Source organism: Micromonospora sp. C81 (genome assembly GCF_018070425.1).
GTDB lineage: Bacteria > Actinomycetota > Actinomycetes > Mycobacteriales > Micromonosporaceae > Micromonospora > Micromonospora zamorensis.
Genome location: NZ_JAGPXS010000024.1, coordinates 1 through 20830, shown reverse-complemented (window position 1 = coordinate 20830; position 20830 = coordinate 1). Strand labels below are relative to the sequence as shown.

Annotated in this window: 17 protein-coding genes, 1 tRNA gene and 1 pseudogene; 15 read left to right on the top strand and 4 right to left on the bottom strand. The window is 71.5% G+C overall.

All coding sequences use genetic code 11. The annotated features are described in order from the left end of the window. Positions 1-35: 35 nt before the first annotated feature. Entirely contained in the window at positions 36-767 is a 732-nt protein-coding gene (locus tag KBX46_RS28535) for a hypothetical protein (protein ID WP_210795022.1), read from the bottom strand. A gap of 581 nt (positions 768-1348) precedes the next feature. On the opposite strand from KBX46_RS28535, the gene metG reads away from it, so the two are divergent. Then, a complete protein-coding gene (metG, locus tag KBX46_RS28530) occupies positions 1349-3151 on the top strand; it encodes a methionine--tRNA ligase (protein WP_210795020.1) in 1803 nt (600 codons plus the stop codon). A 45-nt stretch (positions 3152-3196) separates the two neighbouring features. Here metG and KBX46_RS28525 read toward each other — a convergent pair whose 3' ends face one another. Next, positions 3197-4444 (bottom strand): hypothetical protein, encoded by a 1248-nt coding sequence (locus KBX46_RS28525; RefSeq protein WP_210795018.1) that lies wholly within the window; start codon positions 4442-4444, stop codon positions 3197-3199. 205 nt (positions 4445-4649) lie between these two features. On the opposite strand from KBX46_RS28525, the gene KBX46_RS28520 reads away from it, so the two are divergent. From KBX46_RS28520 to KBX46_RS28495, 6 genes are all read left to right on the top strand, one after another. Then, entirely contained in the window at positions 4650-5549 is a 900-nt protein-coding gene (locus KBX46_RS28520; protein WP_088951418.1) for a TatD family hydrolase, read from the top strand. 46 nt (positions 5550-5595) lie between these two features. Continuing rightward, positions 5596-6465, top strand: coding sequence for a 16S rRNA (adenine(1518)-N(6)/adenine(1519)-N(6))-dimethyltransferase RsmA (gene rsmA, locus KBX46_RS28515; protein ID WP_099850378.1), 870 nt, complete (start codon positions 5596-5598; stop codon positions 6463-6465). An 87-nt stretch (positions 6466-6552) separates the two neighbouring features. Then, positions 6553-7503, top strand: coding sequence for a 4-(cytidine 5'-diphospho)-2-C-methyl-D-erythritol kinase (locus KBX46_RS28510; protein WP_210795016.1), 951 nt, complete (start codon positions 6553-6555; stop codon positions 7501-7503). A 120-nt stretch (positions 7504-7623) separates the two neighbouring features. Beyond that, positions 7624-9432 (top strand): ABC-F family ATP-binding cassette domain-containing protein, encoded by a 1809-nt coding sequence (locus KBX46_RS28505; protein ID WP_210795014.1) that lies wholly within the window; start codon positions 7624-7626, stop codon positions 9430-9432. A gap of 100 nt (positions 9433-9532) precedes the next feature. Then, entirely contained in the window at positions 9533-9988 is a 456-nt protein-coding gene (locus tag KBX46_RS28500; RefSeq protein ID WP_088951422.1) for a DUF4383 domain-containing protein, read from the top strand. Positions 9989-10201: 213 nt separating this feature from the next. Further along, entirely contained in the window at positions 10202-10678 is a 477-nt protein-coding gene (locus tag KBX46_RS28495; protein WP_088951423.1) for a DUF4383 domain-containing protein, read from the top strand. Positions 10679-10727: 49 nt separating this feature from the next. Here the strand turns inward: KBX46_RS28495 and KBX46_RS28490 are convergent, their stop codons facing one another. Next, positions 10728-11441: a TetR/AcrR family transcriptional regulator gene (locus KBX46_RS28490; protein WP_088952186.1), complete on the bottom strand. Its 714-nt coding sequence runs from the start codon at positions 11439-11441 to the stop codon at positions 10728-10730. Positions 11442-11665: 224 nt separating this feature from the next. Continuing rightward, entirely contained in the window at positions 11666-12631 is a 966-nt protein-coding gene (locus KBX46_RS28485; RefSeq protein WP_088951424.1) for an acyl-CoA desaturase, read from the bottom strand. A gap of 371 nt (positions 12632-13002) precedes the next feature. Here KBX46_RS28485 and KBX46_RS28480 point away from each other — a divergent pair. From KBX46_RS28480 to KBX46_RS28445, 8 genes and pseudogenes are all read left to right on the top strand, one after another. Then, positions 13003-13074: transfer RNA gene (locus KBX46_RS28480), tRNA-Gln, on the top strand. A 167-nt stretch (positions 13075-13241) separates the two neighbouring features. Beyond that, positions 13242-14743: pseudogene (glmU, locus tag KBX46_RS28475) on the top strand (bifunctional UDP-N-acetylglucosamine diphosphorylase/glucosamine-1-phosphate N-acetyltransferase GlmU). A gap of 58 nt (positions 14744-14801) precedes the next feature. Then, complete coding sequence (locus tag KBX46_RS28470; RefSeq protein ID WP_030329105.1) at positions 14802-15782, top strand: ribose-phosphate diphosphokinase; 981 nt, start codon at positions 14802-14804, stop codon at positions 15780-15782. 344 nt (positions 15783-16126) lie between these two features. Further along, on the top strand, positions 16127-16819 hold the full coding sequence (locus tag KBX46_RS28465; RefSeq protein ID WP_210795010.1) for a 50S ribosomal protein L25/general stress protein Ctc: 693 nt from the start codon (positions 16127-16129) through the stop codon (positions 16817-16819). Positions 16820-16914: 95 nt separating this feature from the next. Continuing rightward, positions 16915-17505, top strand: coding sequence for an aminoacyl-tRNA hydrolase (gene pth / locus KBX46_RS28460; RefSeq protein ID WP_088951427.1), 591 nt, complete (start codon positions 16915-16917; stop codon positions 17503-17505). A gap of 155 nt (positions 17506-17660) precedes the next feature. Next, positions 17661-18491, top strand: coding sequence for an inositol monophosphatase family protein (locus tag KBX46_RS28455; RefSeq protein ID WP_210795008.1), 831 nt, complete (start codon positions 17661-17663; stop codon positions 18489-18491). Between the two features lie 75 nt (positions 18492-18566). Then, a complete protein-coding gene (gene cysD / locus KBX46_RS28450; RefSeq protein ID WP_088951429.1) occupies positions 18567-19478 on the top strand; it encodes a sulfate adenylyltransferase subunit CysD in 912 nt (303 codons plus the stop codon). Beyond that, positions 19478-20806 (top strand): sulfate adenylyltransferase subunit 1, encoded by a 1329-nt coding sequence (locus KBX46_RS28445; RefSeq protein ID WP_374223692.1) that lies wholly within the window; start codon positions 19478-19480, stop codon positions 20804-20806. The genes cysD and KBX46_RS28445 overlap by 1 nt, the downstream gene beginning before the upstream one ends. The last annotated feature ends 24 nt before the right edge of the window (positions 20807-20830 follow it).

The following is a 20830-nucleotide window of genomic DNA, read 5'->3' as shown; positions in this document are numbered from 1 at the left end:
CGCCCGGCCGTGCCGGGGTTCACCGGGCGACGCGCTCACCAGGCGAAGGCCAGGAAGCCGACGGTGATCAGCACGGGGCCGGCGATGGCCGCCGTCACGGCCCAGCGACGGTGCCGACGGCCGGGCAGCCGGGCCGACCCGGTCCACCGGACGATGCCGGCCGTGCAGGCCAGCACCACCAGCAGACCGGGCAGCCAGAGCAGGTGCCGGCCCACGCCGGTGTCCGCGTACGCGGTGCCGGCGTCCGGGCCCGTCATCCGTGCCGGCACCGGTGTGCCGCTCGCGTTCTCCCCGGCGGGTACGCCGCTGACCCGTACGCCGTGCGCGATGAACCGCCCGTCGTCGGCCGTGAACGTCCCCCGACACCGTTGGGTGAGCCCGTCACCGGTGCAGCCGTCGAGCACCACGGTGCCCACCCGGGCGTGCCCGACGGCGAGCCAGAACGGGCCGGCGCTGACCCAGGCGAAGAAGGCCGCCACCAGGCTCAGCGTCACCAGCGCGGCCAGCCCGGGCAGCGGATCGGGCGGTGGGGCCGTACGGCTGGGTGCCCGGCGGCCCACCGGGCGGAAGCCGCGGTCCCCCGACGGCGCCGGGTCCTCCCGCACCGGGGTCCCGTCCCAGTGCACCTCCTCGATCGGTGCCCAGAAGGCAGCGACGTCGTCCGGCGTGTCACCGTCGGACCGGCCCTCCCGTTGCAGGCGGCTCTGCTGGCGGACGGGCACTCGACGCGGCACCGCGTCCACCGGCGCGCCGGTGGTGGGTTCCATCTCGACGGCCTCCGTGGCGGCGGGTGCCGAGCCGACCGGGGGGCCTGGTGAGCCGGGTCGGGCCGGGCTCGGTGCGGGTGCCGCCGGGGTCGGCCGGGCCGGCGTGGGTACCGGTGCGCCCGGCGTGGGCCGGGCCGGGGTGGCGGTGCGCTCCGCAGCCTCCTCCCGCCCCGATGTGACCGCCTGCCCCGACGGCCTGGCCTGCTGCTCCTCGGGCCGGTCGGCCCCGGGCCGCGGGGCGGGGCTCGGTCGCGGGCTGGGACTGGGGCGCGACGCGGAACCCGCGTCGGCTCCGGGCACCAACCGGGGCTGGGGTGCTACCCCGGCACTCCGAGTCGAGGCGGGGTCGGGGCCAGGGTCGTCGCCGACCGTCGGGCCGGTGCGAGGGTCCTCGTGGTCCCGTGCCGCTCGTCTGCCAGTCACGACGTTCATTGCACACCGGTCCGGGAGGCGGAACGGGCAGCTCGACCGCGTGTCGGCGACAAATCGGACCAATGGTGGAGGTGGTCCGGCCGGTCCGCCGGCCCGGCACCCCCCATTGGTTCGCGGTCGCCCCTGGCGGGTCACTAGGCTTGCTGCTCATGAGTCACGTTCTCGCGGCAGTGGCCTGGCCGTACGCCAACGGCCCCCGCCACATCGGCCACGTCTCCGGTTTCGGCGTTCCCTCCGACGTCTTCGCCCGGTACATGCGGATGGCCGGCCACGACGTGCTCATGGTCTCCGGCACCGACGAGCACGGCACCCCGATCCAGGTGCAGGCCGACGCCGACGGGGTGACCCCGCGCGAGCTGGCCGACCGGTACAACAGGGTGATCGTCGAGGACCTGCACGGCCTGGGTCTCTCCTACGACCTGTTCACCCGCACCACCACCCGCAACCACTACGCGGTGGTGCAGGAGTTGTTCGAGGGGATGTACCGCAACGGCTACATCGTGCCGAAGACCACCATGGGCGCGATCTCCCCGTCCACCGGCCGCACCCTGCCCGACCGTTACATCGAGGGCACCTGCCCGATCTGCGGGTACGACAGCGCCCGGGGCGACCAGTGCGACAACTGCGGCAACCAGCTCGACCCGATCGACCTGATCGACCCGAAGTCACGGATCAACGGGGAGACCCCGAAGTTCGTCGAGACCGAACACTTCTTCCTGGACCTGCCCGCGCTGGCCGAGGTGCTGCGGCAGTGGCTGGACACCCGGGAGGGGTGGCGGCCCAACGTGCTGCGGTTCTCCCGCAACCTGCTCGACGACCTCCAGCCCCGGGCGATCACCCGTGACCTGGAGTGGGGCGTTCCGATCCCGCTGGACGGCTGGCGGGACCGGCCGGACAAGCGGATCTACGTCTGGTTCGACGCGGTGATCGGCTACCTGTCCGCCTCGATCGAGTGGGCCCGCCGCTCCGGCGACCCGGAGGCGTGGCGGCAGTACTGGTCCGCCGACGGTGCCGGTAAGGACTCCCAGTCCTACTACTTCATGGGCAAGGACAACATCGTCTTCCACTCGGTCATCTGGCCGGCGCTGCTCTCCGGATACTCCGGCGAGGGCTCCCGCGACGGTGCGCCGGGCGAGCTGGGTCGGCTCAACCTGCCCACCGAGGTGGTGTCGAGCGAATACCTGACCATGGAGGGGCGCAAGTTCTCCTCGTCGCGCAAGGTGGTCATCTACGTTCGTGACTTCCTGGAGCGCTACGACGCCGACGCGCTGCGATACTTCATCGCCGCCGCCGGCCCGGAGAGCAACGACACCGACTTCACCTGGGCCGAGTTCCTGCGCCGCAACAACGACGAGCTGGTCGCCGGCTGGGGCAACCTGGTCAACCGGTGCGTCTCGATGGCGGCGAAGAACTTCGGCGAGATCCCGCCGGTCGACCCGGCCGGGCTGAGCGAGGCCGACGAGGCGCTGCTCGCGACCTCTCGGGCCGGCTTCGCCACAGTGGGCGACCTGATCGGCCGGCACCGGCAGAAGCAGGCCATCGGTGAGGCCATGAGGGTGGTCGCCGAGGCCAACAGATACCTCTCCGAGCAGGCCCCGTGGAAGCTCAAGGGCGAGGCGGACAAGCCCCGGATGGGCACCATCCTGCACGTCGCCCTCCAGGTGATCAGCGACGCGAACACGCTGCTCACCCCGTTCCTGCCGCACTCGGCTCAGCAGGTGCACGAGCTGCTCGGCGGCACCGGTGTGCACGCCCCGATGCCCGTCATCGAGCAGGTCGACGACCTGGACGGCGGGCCGTCGTACCCAGTGCTCACCGGGGACTACACCGTCGGCGCGCGCTGGGAGTCGGTGTCGATCGAGGCGGGCCGGCCGCTGGCAGCGCCGAAGCCGGTGTTCCGCAAGCTTGACCCGTCGATCGTCGACGAGGAGCTGGCCCGACTGGCCGACTGAGCGCACGACGCCCCCGGCGGCAGGGCATCCGGCCGCCGGGGGACGTCACATCACGTACCGGGTGTCCATCACCTGGTCGTCGCTCACCTCGGCGCCCGGTGCCCAGGTCTCGTAGATGCCGCGGTCGTGACACTGCGCGCCGGTGGCGACCACGGTGTCCGGGTCCGGGAAGCGCAGCCGCAGCCGCAGCCAGCCGGCCTCCTCGCGCAGCACCAGGCACGGCACGCCCCGCCACTGGGCGAACCGGAGCCGTCGGGCCACCGCGTCCACCGGGTAGCGGGCCGCCCGGGTCATCGCCAATACCCGGAACCCGCCGGGCAGGTCGGCCACCGCCTCGTACTCGGTGTCGCCGTAGAGGCCCACCAACTGGGTGGAGCGCAGCGCGTCGCCGGTCGGCACGTACTCCTGGTCGGGGGAGAGGCCCGGCACCGCGGCGAGCAGGTGCCGCCACTGCGGACCCACCATCCGCAGCCAACCGCGCTGCTCCGCCTGGTACGTGTAGAGCACGACCTCCACCCCCTCGGCGGGGTAGGCGAGCAGGGTGGCGTTCGCCGGCATCGGCAGGTCGGCGAAGTCCCGGGTGATGAACTCGGGGATGAGTTGACCGTTGCTCGGCACGAAGCCGGTGCCCAGCACCGGTGGGCCCAGCCGGTCCCGGGCAGCCAGCGCGGTCAGACCGCGGTGCGTCTCGCCCACCGGCACGTCGTAGTCGCCCGGGTCCGCGGCCCGCCAACGCAGCGCGTACGCGACGTCCGAGCCTTCCCGCCCGACGTCACCGTCGGTGCGCAGCACCGTGGTCGCGGTCGGCGTACGCAGGTGCGCCACGTCGTGCTCGCGGAAGCAGAAGCCGTGCGGCAGCCAGCCCCGCACGTACCCGGCGAGCTGCCGGGCGGAGAGCACCTTCACCATCCGGGTGCCCCTCCGCACCACCGCCGAGGCACGCACCGCGGTCAGGACGGGGTCGCCCGCCGCGGACGGCTGCTGGCTGAGCTGGTGTACGTGCGTCCAACCGCGTTCCCGGTGCGCCGGCATCATCAGCGGCGTCTCCGGCTCCTCGGCCGGCTCGGTCGCCCCGTGCACCGCGCTCGCCTCGGTGACGTGCACGAACCGGCGCCACGGCAGGGCGCTGCCCGGTCGGGGCGCCCGCTCGAAGCCGGCCACCTCCTCGGCGCTGAACAGCTCGTACGCGGCGCCCCGGGCGATCTCCTCGGCCGGGTACACGCCGCCGCCGAACGCCACGCGCAGCCCGGTACGTTCGCCGGCCGCGCCGCTCGCGTGAGGTGTGACGCTCACGCCACGGCCTCGCTGCTGTCCCTCAGGGTTCGCTCGCTGCGCTCGCTCACGTCGCCGCCTCGCTGCGCTCGGCAGCGGCGTGAGACGCCTCGCTGCTGTGCCTCATGGTTCGCTCGCTGCGCTCGCTCACCCGGCGACGGTAGAGTCGCGCGGCGTAGTCGAGGTGAACGTCGGGTGGCGGGCAGATGGCCAGGCCCGGTGTGTGATGCTGTCGCTGATGAGCGAGCCCACTGAATCCCGCCGAGAGCGTGCCGCCCGGCGGGCCGGAGAGTTTCCGCCTGCCCCCGAGCCGCTGCCCCGGCCGGTGCTGGACAGCCACACCCACCTGGACATCACCGTCAGCGAGGCCGGCGTGCCCGGCGGCGGGCCATCCGACGACCCGGTGGGCACGGCGATCGCGCTGGCCACCAAGGTCGGCGTGGACCGGCTGGTCCAGGTGGGCGTGGACGTCGCCTCCTCACGGTGGGGCGCGGACGCCGCCGACCGGTACCCCGCGGTGCTGGCCACCGTCGCGCTGCACCCCAACGAGGCGCCCCGCCTCACCGACCTCGACGAGGCGCTGCGGCAGATCGAGTCGCTGGCCGCCCGCGACCGGGTCCGGGGGATCGGCGAGACCGGGATGGACTTCTTCCGGACCGGCGACGACGGGCGTGCCGCGCAGGAGCACAGCTTCCGGGCGCACATCGCCATCGCCAAGCGGTACGGCAAGGCGCTGGTCATCCACGACCGGGACGCGCACGCGGACGTGCTGCGGATCCTCGACGACGAGGGCGCTCCCGACCGGGTGGTGCTGCACTGCTTCTCCGGTGACGCCGACTTCGCCCGCGAGTGCGTCCGCCGGGGCTACCTGCTCAGCTTCGCCGGCACCGTGACCTTCGGCAGCGCCACCGCGCTGCGCGAAGCCGCAGCACTCACCCCGGTCGACCAGATCCTGGTGGAGACCGACGCCCCGTACCTCACCCCAACGCCGCACCGCGGCCGGCCGAACGCCTCGTACCTGATCCCGCTGACCGTCCGCGCGCTCGCCGCGACCACCGGCAGTGACCTGGACGAGCTGTGCGCGGCCATCTCCGCCACCGGCGACCGTGCCTTCGGGCCGTGGTGAGCCCGGGCCGGCGGTCGGCCCCGACGTCGCCGCTACGCTGCCAGGCATGACCGGTCTCCTCGGCCCGGCGGAGATCCGGGAACTCGCCGCCCGGCTGGGCGTCGCGCCCACCAAGAAGCTGGGCCAGAACTTCGTGCACGACCCGAACACCGTGCGCCGGATCGTCACCGCCGCCGGGCTGACCCCCGACGACGTGGCCCTGGAGGTGGGCCCCGGCCTCGGCTCGCTGACCCTGGGGCTGCTGCCGGTCGCCGGGCACGTGCACGCCGTGGAGATCGACCCGGTGCTCGCCGGGGCGCTGCCGGAGACCGCCGCGCGGCACGCCGGGGCGGACGCCGACCGGCTCACCGTGCACCGCGCGGACGCCCTGCGCATCCACGCCGCCGAGCTGGCCGATCCACCGCCGACCGCGCTGGTCGCGAACCTGCCCTACAACGTGGCAGTGCCCGTGGTGCTGCACCTGCTCGCCGTGCTGCCCACCCTGCGGCACGGCCTGGTCATGGTGCAGAAGGAGGTCGCCGACCGGCTGGTCGCCGGTCCCGGCTCCAAGGTGTACGGCATTCCGTCGGTCAAGCTCGCCTGGTACGCCCACGCCCGGGGCGCCGGCAAGGTGCCTCCGAACGTGTTCTGGCCGGTGCCCAACGTCGACTCCGGTCTGGTCGCCTTCACCTGCCACGAACCGCCCCGAACCGACGTACCCCGGGAACGGGTCTTCGCCGTGGTCGACGCGGCGTTCGCGCAGCGGCGCAAGACGCTGCGCGCCGCGCTCGCCGGTTGGGCCGGTAGCGCGGACCGGGCCGCCGCCGCGCTCACCGCGGCCGGCGTCGACCCCGGCGCCCGGGGGGAGTCACTGACCGTCGAGCAGTTCGCTGCCATCGCCGCGTCGGCTCCGGTCGGTACGCCGGCCGCGAAGTAGGCTGACGCCCGTGCCCGCCGAGGACGCCGAGGAGCAGATTGTGGCCAACCCCTTCGACATCCGCCTGCGCGTACGGGACCTCACCCCGTGACCGAGGCCTGGCGACCGGACGGCGAGGACGAGCGACGCGGGTCCGTCGGGCCGGTGAAGGTCCGGGTGCCCGCGAAGGTCAATCTGCACCTCGGGGTGGGCCCGTTGCGCCGCGACGGCTACCACGAGCTGAACACGATCTACCACGCCATCTCGATCTACGACGAGCTGACGGCCCGTCGGGGTGACACCCTCGCCCTGACCATGGAGGGTGAGGGCACCGGCGAGCTGGCCCTGGACGACACCAACCTGGTGATTCGGGCGGCGCACGCCCTCGCCGGGTACGCGGGCGTGCTGCCACACGCCCGGCTGCACCTGCGCAAGCAGATTCCGCTCGCCGGTGGGCTGGCCGGCGGCAGCGCCGACGCCGCCGCCGCTCTGGTGGCCTGCGACGCGCTCTGGGGCACCGGGCTGTCCCGCGACGAGCTGGCCGGGATCGCCGCCGACCTCGGCTCCGACGTGCCGTTCCTGATCTACGGTGGCACCGCGCTGGGCACCGGCCGGGGCGAGGCGATCAGCCCCGTGCTGGCCCGCCCGACCTCCTGGCACTGGGTGGTGGCGATCGCCGACGGGGGCCTCTCCACTCCGGCCGCGTACCGCGAGTTGGACCGGCTGCGCGACTCCGGCGCCGCCGGCACCCCACTGGGCTCCACCGACGCGTTGCTGGGCGCGCTGCGTCAGCGCGACCCCCGGGTGCTCGCCCGGACGCTCGGCAACGATCTTCAGGACGCCGCGCTGGCCATGCGCCCGGCGCTGGCCGACACCCTCAAGGCCGGCGAGGCGGCCGGCGCGCTCACCGGGATCGTCTCCGGCTCCGGCCCGACCTGTGTGTTCCTCACCGCCGACGCGGCCGACGCGGAGCGGGTCGCCGCCGAGCTGAACGCCGCTGGTGTGTGCCGGGAGGCGCGGGTCGCGCACGGCCCGGTCGTCGGCGCCCGCGTCGGCTGACGGGTCGTCCCACCCGGCCTGCGGGCGCGCGGCGCGGGTGTCCGGGGCGTCCGCGTACCCTTGAGGCAGGCGTCCAGGTGCCCGCCGGCACCGGGACGCCTTGATCATGAAGGGTGGAACGTGGCGAACATCGTCAATCTGGACCGGGTGTCCAAGGGGTACGGCGCCGCCGGGCGGCTGCTCACGGACGTCTCGCTCGGTCTGGACGACGCCGACCGGATCGGCGTGGTCGGCCTCAACGGCGCCGGCAAGTCCACCCTGCTGCGGCTGCTCACCAAGCAGGAGGACCCCGACGACGGCCGGGTGACCCACCGCCGCGACCTGCGCGCGCTCTGGCTGCCGCAGCAGCTCACGCTCGCCCCCGACGCCACCGTCCGGGACGTCGTGCTCGGCACCGCCTGGCTCAACGAGGGCATGGGCGCCGAGCACGAGTGGGCCGGCGACGCCGGCGTTCGCGGCATCCTCGACGGCCTCGGCATGCCGCACCTCGGCCTCGACCAGCCGGTCGGCCCGATGTCCGGTGGCGAACGCCGCCGGGTGGCGCTCGCCGCGCTGCTCGTCCGCGACTCCGACCTGCTGATCCTCGACGAGCCCACCAACCACCTCGACGTCGGCGGTGTCGACTGGCTGGCCCGGCACCTGGTCGGCCGCAAGGGCGCCCTGGTCGTGGTCACCCACGACCGGTGGTTCCTGGACGCGGTCTGCACCACCACCTGGGAGGTCGCCGACCAGACCGTTCGCGCCTACGAGGGTGGATTCGCCGCCTGGACCCTCGCCCGCGCCGAGCGCGAGCGCGTCGCCGCCGCCACCGAGGCCCGCCGGCAGAACCTGCTCCGCAAGGAGATCGCCTGGCTGCGCCGCGGCCCGCCGGCCCGGACGTCCAAGCCCCAGTTCCGCATCGACGCCGCGAACGCGTTGATCGCCGACGTGCCGCCGGCGCGGGACACCATGTCCCTGCAGCGCATGGCCACCTCACGGCTCGGCAAGCAGGTGTACGACCTGGAGAACGTCGAGCTGCACGCCGGCCCCAAGGAGATCCTGCGCGACGTCACCTGGCTGGTCGGCCCCGGTGACCGGATCGCCATCCTCGGTGCCAACGGCGCCGGCAAGACCACCCTGTTGCGGATGCTCGCCGGCATCACCCGTCCCGACGGTGGCCGCCTCGGGACCGGCTCCACCGTGCGGCCCGCGTTCCTCTCCCAGGAGCTCACCGAGCTGCCCGGGCACCTGCGGGTGCTGGAAGCCGTCGAGGAGGTCGCCCGCCGGGTCCAGCTCGGTGACCGGGAGGTCTCCGCCGCACAGCTCGCCGAGGTGTTCGGCTTCGACGACCGCCGACTCTGGACCCCGGTCAGTGACCTCTCCGGTGGGGAACGCCGCCGGTTGCAGATGCTGCGGCTGCTCGCCGGCGAGCCCAACGTGCTGCTCTTCGACGAGCCCACCAACGACCTCGACACCGACACCCTCGCCTCGCTGGAGGACCTGCTCGACTCGTGGCCCGGCACGATCATCGTGGCGAGCCACGACCGCTACCTGATCGAGCGGGTCACCGACACGGCGTACGGGATGTTCGGCGACGGTCGCCTGGTGCACCTGCCGGGCGGGGTGGACGAGTACCTTGCCCGGACGGCCGAGCGGGCCGGCTCCGCCCCCCGGGTCGGCGTGAACCCGACCGCCGGGCCCACCGGCCCGAGCGCGGGTGGCATGTCCGCTGCCGAGGTCCGCCAGGCCCGCAAGGAGCTGAGCCGGCTGGAACGGCAGCTCGGCAAACTCGACCAGCGCGAGACGACGCTGCTCGGTCAGCTCGCGGCGGACGCCACCGACTATGCCCGGGTGGCCGAGTTGGACACCCAGCTCAAGGATCTGCGCGCCGAGCGTGAGCGGATCGAGGAGAGCTGGATGACCCTCGCCGAGGACCTGCCGGAGAGCTGACCGGGCCGGGCACGCCGGGCGAGGACCGTGTGCGGCGTCACACCGCCACATGCGAGACAATCGTCGGTGACACCTACCCCACGGCGTTGGAGACACAGACATGGCACACACCCCCGTCAACCACCCCGCGCGGCCGATCTACCGGGCGATCGGCGGGCTGACCGGTCTGTACCTGGTGGTCTTCGGTGTGCTCGGCATCATCGCGAGCATGGGCGACGAGATCCTCGCCCAGGACGACACCCGGGTCCTCGGTCAGGGCACCAACCTCGGCTTCTCGCTGCTCAGCGTGCTGCTCGGGATCATCGTGCTGGTCGGCACGGCCCTCGGCCGCAACATCGACGTGGCGATCAACCAGTGGCTGGCGTACGCCCTGATGGTGATCGGCCTGGCTGGTCTCGCGTTCATCCGGACCGACGCCAACATCTTCAACTTCAGCATCACCACCGTGGTCGTGGTGCTGGCGGCGTCCCTGGTGCTGCTGATGGTCGGCATGTACGGCAAGGTCGGGTCCGAGGATGAGGCGGAGGCGTTCCAGAAGGCTCGTCTCGTTCTCTGAGCTTTCCCTGGTTGCGGTGGTGGTTTTCGCCGGAGCCCGAGCTGCTCCGGGCGGTCAGGCTTGATCCCTGCGCAGCTCGGGCTCCGGCGAAAACCTGACCTGGTCCAGCCTTTGGCGGACCCTTTCCGGCTTTGTGGTTCTTCGGACAGTCACCTCTGCCTTGGGTGACAATCCTCCTGAAACGGTCTAACTCGGGTGGACGGGGTCAGGAGCATGCCGCACTTTCCGGTGAACCATCCGGCACGGCCGCTCTACCGGGTCCTGTCCGGTCTGATCGGCGTCTACATCCTGGTCTTCGGCGTCTGGGGCGTCGCCGAGACGATCGGTGACCCGCTCTTCGCCCGGACCAGCACCTGGGCCCTCGGACTCCGGACCAACCTGGCCTTCTCGCTCGCCTCGGTGATCTTCGGTGTCGTCCTGATCATCGGGGCGTCGCGGCGCAGCAACCTCGGCCACTACATGAACCTCATCGCCGGTGTCGTGTTCCTGGTGACCAGCATCCTGATGATGTCCGTGCTCCAGACCGAGGCGAACTTCCTCAACTTCTCGATGTCGACAGTGGTGGTGTCGATGCTGTTCGGCCTGATCCTGCTCGGCACCGGCCTGTACGACAAGATCGGCCCACCGGAGCACGCGGAGGCGGAGCTGGAGCGCCGCAAACACCCGGTGGCCGACGCGCACCGCCGCTGATCGGGCTCAGCGGCGCCGGCCGTTCATCGGGCTCAGCGGCGCCGGCCGTTCATCGGGCTGAGGGGCGCCGGCTGGTGATCAGCGTCGGCTTCGCCTCCAGGTGCGACAACCCGTTCCAGGCCAGGTTGACCAGGTGCGCCGCCACCGTCTCCTTGCGCGGCTTGCGGACCTCCAGCCACCAGCGCCCGGTCAGTGCCACCATGCCGACCAGCGCCTGCGAGTACAGCTCGGCGAGCTTCGGGTCGTACCCCCGGCTCTTGAACTCGGCGCCCAGGATGTGCTCGACCTGGTGGGCCACGTCGTTCATCACGCTGCTGAAGTTGGCAGTGCCGGCCATCAGCGGCGACTCGCGGACCAGCACCCGGAAGCCGCTGGCGTCCTCCTCGATGTAGCCCAGCAGCGCCAAGGCCGCCTGCTCCAGGAGCTCTCGGGGGTGCCCGGCGGTCAACGCCGTGGTGATCCGGTCCAGCAGGGCGCGGACCTCGCGGTCCACCACCACCGCGTACAGGCCTTCCTTGCCGCCAAAGTGCTCGTATACCACCGGCTTGGAGACCTTGGCGCGGGCCGCCACCTCCTCGATCGAGGTGGCGTCGAACCCGCGCTCGGCGAAGAGCTGCCGGCCGGTCGCGATCAACTGCTCCCGCCGCTGGGCCGCCGACATGCGGACCCGGGAGGCGGGTTTGGCCTTGGGTGCCGCGGCCGGGGCCGGCGGCGTCACCCGTCGGCCGCCGGCACCGGCATCGCCGTCACTGACCTCGGGCATGTCGCCGCCTCGCTGGCGCTCGGTGACGCCCTGCCGTGGAATGGTGCCTCCGCTGTGCCCGTTCACGTCGTCGCCTCACTGTCGGGCGGTGCGACCGCCCTGCCGCGCCGTCCGACCGTACCCGGATCGGGCCCGGCTCCCCGTCTGCCGAGCCGTCCGGTCCCCCCGCGTGGCTCGGTCACCCGGCCATCCTGCCAGGCGGCATGTCGGAGCACCGCCCGGTTTTAGTGGGGTGCGACCGGCTTCACCAGCTTCGCGGCGAGGCGCTCCGGCTTTGGCCAGCGCACCTGCGTCGCGGCGCCGACCTTCTCGAACAGCCAGATCACCCGGGCGGAGATGTCCACCTGGCCCCGCAGGACACCGTGCCGGGCGCTGGTCGGGTCGGCGTGGTGCAGGTTGTGCCAGCTCTCGCCGAACGACAGGATCGCCAGCGGCCAGAAGTTGGATGCGCGGTCGCCCTGGCGCATCGCGAACGGGCGCTCGCCGTAGACGTGGCAGACCGAGTTGATCGCCCACGTGACGTGGTGCAGCAGACCGATCCGGACCAGCCCGGCCCAGAAGAACGCGGTCAGCGCGCCCTGCCACGACCAGGTCACCAGGCCGCCGATCAGCGCGGGGCCGAGCAGCGAGACGGCCACCAGCGCAGGGAAGAGCTTGTCGACCCGGCTGATGTCGCGGTCGGCGATGAGGTCCGGAGCGAAGCGTGCACGGTTGGACAGCTCCCGGCGGAACAGCCAGCCCACGTGTGCGTGGAACAGGCCTCGGGTCAGCGCCCAGAAGCTGGTGCCGAAGCGCCACGGCGAGTGCGGGTCGCCCTCCATGTCGGAGAACGCGTGGTGTCGGCGGTGGTCGGCGACCCACTGGATGATCTCGCCCTGCACCGCCAGGGAACCGGCGACCGCCAGCGACACCCGCAGCCACCGCTTGGCCTTGAACGAGCCGTGGGTGAAGTAGCGGTGGAAGCCGACGGTGATGCCGAGCCCGGAGACGACATACCAGACCAGGCCGATGACCACGTCGGTCCAGCCCAGCCAGCCACCCCAGGCCACCGGCACGGCGACCAGCAGGGCGACGAAGGGGATCACCACGAAAGCCCAGAGGGCGGCCAGGATGCCGGTGGACTGGCTGCCGTCGGTGAGTGGCTTGGGGCCGGATCCGGCGGTGTTGGGATCGAGCAGAGCAGTGGACATGGGACCTCGCAGGGGGATGGTTACGATCACGAAGCTACGCCTACGTCACCGTAACTTACGGCACCGTAGATCGCACGAGGAAGTTCGAAAGCTCCTCACGTGCCCGTCGAAAGCCGCAGGTCAGGTGCCGTCGGCGCAAGTGGGGCGGCGTCGTCCACTTGACGCGACTCGCGTTCGCTGTCCCGGCACCCGCGAATCCCCGACATCCGGGGAACCGGGTTGATCAGCGGGCCCGCGTCGCCGGCTCTCGTCCCGCGCTCCCGCGTCGCTCCCGCTCTGCGGCGGGATGAGCGATGGCGTCCGACGGCAGGGACGCTAAGGTGTAGCGGCGGGATGTTCATCCCCCTGATGCGACGTGCTCGCGTCGCTGATCGGCCGTGGTGTAATTGGCAACACCCGGGTCTTTGGTACCCGTATTTCAGGTTCGAACCCTGGCGGCCGAGCTGCCCATCTACGTCCGGTTCAAGGGCCGGTGGGGGTAAGAGGAAGACAGGCCGGGCCTCGCGGTTAGCATGACCGCGAGAGTGTCCGCCGTCCCGACGGGAGCCACGTCGTGCCCCAGCCCCACCTTCGTACCGTCGTCGTTCTCGCCGCCGGTGAGGGCAAGCGGATGAAGTCGACACTGCCCAAGGTGCTGCACCCGCTGCTCGGTCGGACGCTGCTCGGTCACGTGCTGAGCGCCGCCGCGCCGCTGGCCGCAGACCGCACCGTCGTCGTGGTGGGGCACGGCGCCGACCAGGTCCGGGCCCACCTGGGCGAGGTCGCCCCGGACGCCACGCCGGTGCTCCAGGCCGAGCAACTCGGCACCGGGCACGCCGTGCGGATCGCCCTGGACGCCGTCCCGGACGGCGCCGGCACCGTCGTGGTGATCAACGGGGACGTGCCACTGCTGCGACCCGAGACGGTGGGCGCGCTGGTGACCGCGCACGAGCAGGCCGCCGCAGCAGCCACAGTGCTGGCCGCCGAGGTGCCCGACCCGACCGGGCTCGGTCGGATCGTCCGGGACGCCGACGGCCGCCTGGAGCAGATCGTCGAGGAGCGCGACGCCGACGCGACGCAGCGTGCGATCCGGGAGATCAACGCCGGGATCTACGCGTTCGACGCGGTACGGCTGCGCGAGGCGCTGAGCAAACTCTCCACTGACAACGACCAGGGCGAGGAATACCTGACCGACGTCTTTGGCCTGCTCCGCTCGGTCGGTGAGCCGGTCGCGGTGCACATGGCCGACGACCACGTCGAGACGTTGGGCTGCAACGACCGGGTGGAGCTGGCGACGCTGCGCCGGCTGCTGCGCGACCGGGTCAACGAGGCGTGGATGCGTACCGGGGTGAGTCTGCTCGACCCCGCGACCACCTGGATCGACGTGACGGTGGCTCTGGACCGCGACGCGGTGGTCGACCAGAACACCCAACTGCGCGGCGGCACCGTGGTCGGCGAGGGCGCATTGATCGGGCCGGACGTCACGCTGGTCGACACGATCGTGGGCCCTGACGCGTCGGTGGTCCGCAGCCACGCCGTCGGCGCCGAGATCGGCGCGGGCGCGAGCGTCGGGCCGTACGCGTACCTGCGGCCGGCGGCCCGGCTGGCCGAGAAGGCGAAGGTCGGCACGTTCGTCGAGGTGAAGAACTCGCAGATCGGCGCCGGCTCGAAGGTGCCGCACCTGACCTACGTGGGCGACGCGACGATCGGCGAGCAGACCAACATCGGCGCCGCGTCGGTCTTCGTGAACTACGACGGCGTCAACAAGTACCGCACCGTGATCGGCAGCCACGCGCGCACCGGTGCGGACAACATGTTCGTGGCGCCGGTCGAGGTGGGTGACGGGGCGTACACCGCCGCCGGCTCGGTGATCGTCGACGACGTCCCGGCGGGCGCGATGGGTGTGGCGCGCGCACGTCAGCGCAACATCGAGGGCTGGGTCGTGAAGCGTCGCGCCGGCACGGCTGCCGCCGAGGCGGCACAGCGGGCCCAGGACGCGAAGGGTGCGCAGCCGAACGGTGACGCGAAGGGTGCGTCGTGACACCCGGCACCGCAAGCGACAGTGAGGCAATCCACGGGGTGACCGAGACGGTGGGCGGCGCATCCGGCACGGGAGATACTGCAACCGAATAGTCCCCGACCCACCACCACCGGGTCGGGTACCGCCGACAAAACGGGAGCAGACGGGCCCATGGGCAGCATCGTCGCCGAAAACCGCAAAAGCCTGATGCTCTTTTCCGGACGTGGCTTTCCGGAGTTGGCCAAGGAGATCGGCGAGGTGCTCGGCGTCGCGCCGACCCCGGCCGACGCGTACGAGTTCGCCAACGGCGAGATCTTCGTACGGTTCAAGGACTCGGTGCGTGGTTCGGACGCCTTCGTGGTGCAGTCCGTCACGCACGGGGTGAACACCTGGGTCATGGAAACCCTGATCATGGTGGACGCGCTGAAGCGGGGGTCGGCCAAGCGGATCACCGTGGTGCTGCCGTTCTACCCGTACGCGCGGCAGGACAAGAAGCACCGGGGTCGGGAGCCGATCTCGGCCCGGCTGGTGGCGGACCTGCTGAAGACCGCGGGCGCGAACCGCATCCTGACCGTCGACCTGCACACCGCGCAGATCCAGGGCTTCTTCGACGGCCCGGTGGACCACCTCTTCGCCATGGACATCCTGGCCGAGTACGTGGAGCACAAGTACGCCGGCCGGCCGATGACCGTGGTGGCCCCGGACTCGGGCCGGGTGCGGGTGGCCGAGCGCTGGACCGACCGGTTGGGCGGCTGCCCGCTGGCGTTCATCCACAAGACCCGTGACCCGATGAAGCCGAACCAGGTCGTTGCGAACCGGGTGGTCGGCGAGGTCGAGGGCCGGGTCTGCCTCATCGTCGACGATATGATCGACACCGGTGGCACGATCGCCAAGGCCGCCGACATCCTGAAGGAGTCGGGGGCGGCGGAGATCGTGGTCGCGTCCACCCACGCGCTGCTGTCCGACCCGGCCACGGAGCGGCTGAAGAACAGCTCGATCAGCGAGATCGTGGTGACCAACACCCTGCCGCTTCCTCCGGAGAAGCAGTTGGACAAGCTGACCGTGCTGTCGATCGCGCCCCTGCTGGCGCGGGCGATCCGGGAGGTCTTCGACGACGGCTCGGTGACGACCCTCTTCGGCGGCCTGAGCTGAGCGTCGCGCGTCGGTGAGCCCCGTTTCCGCCACTCGCCGCGCCGGTGGGGGCGGGGCTGTCAAACTGGTGGAAACGGGGCCGGCGCGCTGGTGGGAGCACCACCGGCGCGCCGGTCTGGAGCCGTGAACGGGGACTGCCGGAAACCCTGGAAACAGCTCGGGTAGACTGGTGCGGTTGCCACGGCGAGGGTGCCCGGCGGGCCGCTGAAAAGCGCCGCACGGAGGCACCGTCATCGACGCGGTGCTCCGGGCAGTCGTTCATGACGCATGAGCCCCAGCGAGCCCCTCGCCCCAGCACCGCAAGACGACAAGCCGCCGCAGCGAAAAGCATCAGGAGTTTCCCCGTGTCCGAGGTAAAGATCAGCGCCGAGCCCCGCACCGAGTTCGGCAAGGGTGGTGCCCGCCGTACCCGCCGGGCCGGCAAGGTGCCCGCCGTGCTGTACGGCCACGGCGAGAAGCCACAGCACATCTCGCTGCCGTCCCGGGAGTTCGCCGCCGCGATCCGCAAGGGCGGTGCCAACCAGCTCTTCGCGATCGACATCACCGACGGCACCCAGGTGCTCGCGCTGCCGAAGGCGATCCAGCGGGACCCGATCCGCGACACCTTCGAGCACGTCGACCTGATCCTGGTTCGTCGGGGCGAGCAGGTCACCGTCGACGTTCCGGTTCAGCTGACCGGCGAGGCCGCACGGGACACCCTGATCGTGCACGACCACGACACCCTCTCGGTGACCGCCGACGCCACCAAGGTTCCGGATCACCTCGAGGCCTCGATCGACGGCCTGGAGGCGGGCACCCTGGTGACCGCCGGTGACGTCAAGCTGCCGGCCGGCGTCGAGCTGGCCGTCGACTCGGACCTGACCGTCGCGTCGATCACCGCCGCCCCCACCGCCGAGCAGCTCGAGGCGACGCTGCCCGAGGTCGAGGTTGCCACCGACGAGGCCGAGGCCGAGGTCGGCGAGACCACCGAGGGCTCCGAGGGCGCGGACACCGCTGCCGAGGGCTCCGAGACCACCGAGGCGCGCACCGAGGCCTGATCGGTTCGTACTGTGCGACAGGCGTCCCCGGATCTTCGGGGGCGCCTGTCGGCGTATCGGGAGTCGGTGGGATGGACGTCGGGAGGGACAGGGTCGTGACGGACGAGGCGTGGCCGTGGTTGGTGGTCGGCCTGGGCAACCCCGGTCGGGAGTACGCCGGGAACCGGCACAACGTCGGGTTCATGGTGGCTGACCTGCTGGCCGGGCGGGTCGGCGCGCGGTTCGGGCGGCACAAGCGGGCGGTGGCCGAGGTGGCCGAGGCGCGGCTGGGGTTTGGTGGACCGAAGCTGGTGCTGGTCAAGCCACTGACGTACATGAACCTGTCGGGTGGGCCGGTGGCGGCTCTGGCCCAGTTCTACAAGGTGCCGACGACGCAGGTGATCGCGGTGCACGACGAGCTGGACATCGAGTTCGGTCAGGTGCGGATCAAGTTCGGCGGCGGTGAGGGCGGGCACAACGGCCTGCGTTCGATGTCGAAGTCGTTGGGCACGAAGGACTACGTCCGGGTGCGGTTCGGCGTCGGTCGACCGCCGGGGCGGCAGGATCCGGCGGATTACGTACTGTCGGATTTTGGCGCGGCCGAGCGCAAGGAAGTGGATTTCCTGGTGGACCGGGCCGCCGATGTGGTGGAGTCGGTGATCGTCAAGGGCGTGGAGCCGACGCAGAACCTCTACCACGGCAGTTAGAGACTTCCCGCCAGTCTCTGGCCGGGCGGGGCGTACCGGATCGGAAACGGCGGGCCGGTAGTCTGCGCCTTTCGGCGTGCCGCGACCGGCGACGCGGGTCGCGGCGAATCGGTCCGTGCGGGCACGGGTCGCGGCGAGGCGACGGGAGCGGACAGATGACGAGTCCTCCGATGATCGATGGCGCGTTCGCCCGATGGTTGGCGTCCCGGGCCGGGCAGGCGTTGCTCGACCTGCGGACGGAGATGGGTTTCGCCGACGCCGGCGCGCTGAAGTCGGCCGGGGACAAGGTGTCGCACGACCTGATCCGCACGGAGCTGGCGAAGTGGCGGCCGGGTGACGCGGTGCTCTCCGAGGAGGACGAGGGCTCGCGGTTGGCCTGGGCGGCGGAGGTGAACACCGGAGCGGTGTCGCGGTTGACCGCGGACCGGGTGTGGATCATCGACCCGTTGGACGGCACCCGGGAGTTCTCCGAGGAGGGCCGCTCGGACTGGGCGGTGCACGTGGCGCTCTGGGCGCGTCGCGCGCCGAGCCCGCACGGGCTGGTCGCCGGTGCCGTGGGGCTGCCGGCGCAGCACCGGGTGCTGGGCACTGACTACCCGCCGGCGTATCCGCCGATGACGGTGGAGGCGGCGACGGCCGGCGAGCGGAAGATCCGCCTCGCGGCGAGCCGGAGCCGGCCGCCGGTCTTCCTCACCGACCTGGCCGAGGACGTCGGGGCGCACCTGGTGCCGATGGGCTCGGCCGGAGCGAAGATCGCCGCCGTCGTCACCGGCGAGGTGGACGCGTACATCCACGCCGGTGGGCAGTACGAGTGGGACTCGGCTGCCCCGGTGGCTGTGGCGACGGCCACCGGACTGCACGCTTCCCGGATCGACGGATCTGCGCTGAGATACAACGAGGCGGATCCGCGCCTGCCGGACCTCCTGGTTTGCCGCAAGGATCTCGCCGCCCGGTTGCTTGCAGCGCTGCAGAGACATTCCGGGTAGCCTGAGCGCACTTTCTTGACATGCCCGACCGGAAAGGTCTGGAAATCGGATGAGCGAGCGAATCGAGCCGGCGTCATGACCACCCCCGCGGCGTACCGGGTCTCCCACCTGGACGCCCTGGAGGCGGAGAGCATCTTCGTGATGCGCGAGGTCGTGGCCGAGATGGAACGCCCGGTGCTGCTCTTCTCCGGCGGCAAGGACTCGATCGTCATGCTGCGCTTGGCGCAGAAGGCGTTCGCCCCGGCCAACATCCCCTTCCCCGTCATGCACGTCGACACCGGGCACAACTTCCCCGAGGTCCTCGAATACCGCGACCAGCGGGTCGCCGAGCTGGGGTTGCAGCTCGTAATTGCGAGCGTGCCGGAGGCCCTGGCGAGCGGCATGGTCCGCGAGTCCGGCGACGGCATGCGCAACCGGATCCAGACACCGGTGCTGCTCGACGCGGTGGAGAAGCACCGCTTCGACGCCCTGTTCGGTGGCGCCCGCCGCGACGAGGAGAAGGCCCGGGCGAAGGAGCGGGTCTTCAGCTTCCGCGACGAGTTCGGCCAGTGGGACCCGAAGAACCAGCGACCGGAGTTGTGGTCGCTGTACAACGGCCGCCACCACCCCGGCGAGTCGATCCGGATCTTCCCGCTGTCCAACTGGACCGAGCTGGACGTCTGGCACTACATCGCCCGGGAACGCATCCCACTGCCCTCGATCTACTACGCGCACGAGCGTGAGGTGATCGAGCGGGACGGCATGTTCTACGCGGTCAACGAGTTCTTCCGGCCCCGGGCGGGCGAGGAGCGGTTCAAGGCGCAGGTGCGCTATCGCACCGTGGGCGACGCCTCCTGCACCGCCGCGGTCCGATCCGACGCGGACACCGTGGAGAAGGTCATCGAGGAGGTGGCGGCCACCCGGATCACCGAGCGCGGCGCGACCCGTGGTGACGACCGGGTCAGCGAGGCCGCCATGGAGGACCGCAAGCGGGAGGGCTACTTCTGATGAGCACCGAGATCGTGGCGTCCGCGAATGCTGAGGCCCGTGCTGTTACCGGGGCCGGGCCGGAGGCCCGGGCCATGGACCTGCTGCGGTTCGCCACCGCCGGCAGCGTGGACGACGGGAAGTCGACCCTGATCGGCCGGCTCCTCTACGACACCAAGTCGCTCTTCACCGACCAGCTGGCGGCGGTCGAGGCGGTCAGCGCGGCCCGTGGCGACGAATACACCAACCTGGCCCTGCTCACCGACGGTCTGCGCGCCGAGCGGGAGCAGGGCATCACGATCGACGTGGCATACCGGTACTTCGCCACCCCGCGCCGCAAGTTCATCATCGCCGACACCCCGGGGCACATCCAGTACACCCGCAACATGGTCACCGGGGCGTCCACCGCCGACCTGGCGTTGATCCTGGTGGACGCGCGCAAGGGCCTGGTCGAGCAGTCCCGCCGGCACGCGTTCCTGTGCTCGCTCCTGCGGGTGCCGCACCTGGTCCTCTGTGTCAACAAGATGGACCTGGTGGACTGGTCGCAGGAGGTCTACGAGCGGATCGCCGACGAGTTCACCGCGTTCGCCGCGAAGCTCGACGCGCCGGACCTGACAGTGGTGCCGATCTCCGCGTTGCGCGGCGACAACATCGTCGCCCGCTCGGAGAACATGCCCTGGTACGAAGGCCCGTCGCTGCTGCACCACCTGGAGCGGGTGCACATCGCGAGCGACCGCAACCTGGTCGACGTCCGGTTCCCCGTGCAGTACGTGATCCGCCCGCAGTCGACAACTGTCACCGACTACCGCGGTTACGCCGGTCAGGTCGCCTCCGGCGTGCTCAAGCCGGGTGACGAGGTGATGGTGCTGCCGTCCGGCTTCACCAGCCGGATCGCCGCGGTGGAGACCGCCGACGGGCCGGTCGCGGAGGCCTTCCCGCCGATGTCGGTGACGGTACGACTGGCCGACGAGATCGACATCTCGCGAGGTGACCTGATCTGCCGCCCGAACAACGCGCCTGCGGTGGCCCAGGACATCGAGGCGATGGTCTGCTGGATGGACGAGACGGCACCGCTGCGGGTCGGCGCCCGGTACGCGATCAAGCACACCACCCGGTCGGCGCGGGCCATCGTGCGCGGGCTGCACTACCGGTTGGACATCAACTCGCTGCACCGTGACGAGTCGGCCGACGAGCTGCGGCTCAACGAGATCGGCCGGGTGCGGCTGCGGACGACGGTGCCGCTGCTGGCCGACGAATACCGGCGTAACCGCACCACCGGGGGCTTCGTCATCATCGACGAGACCACCAACCGCACGGTGGGCGCCGCCATGATCGTCGAAGCCAGCTAACCAAACCCCAGCCCACCCCACCCC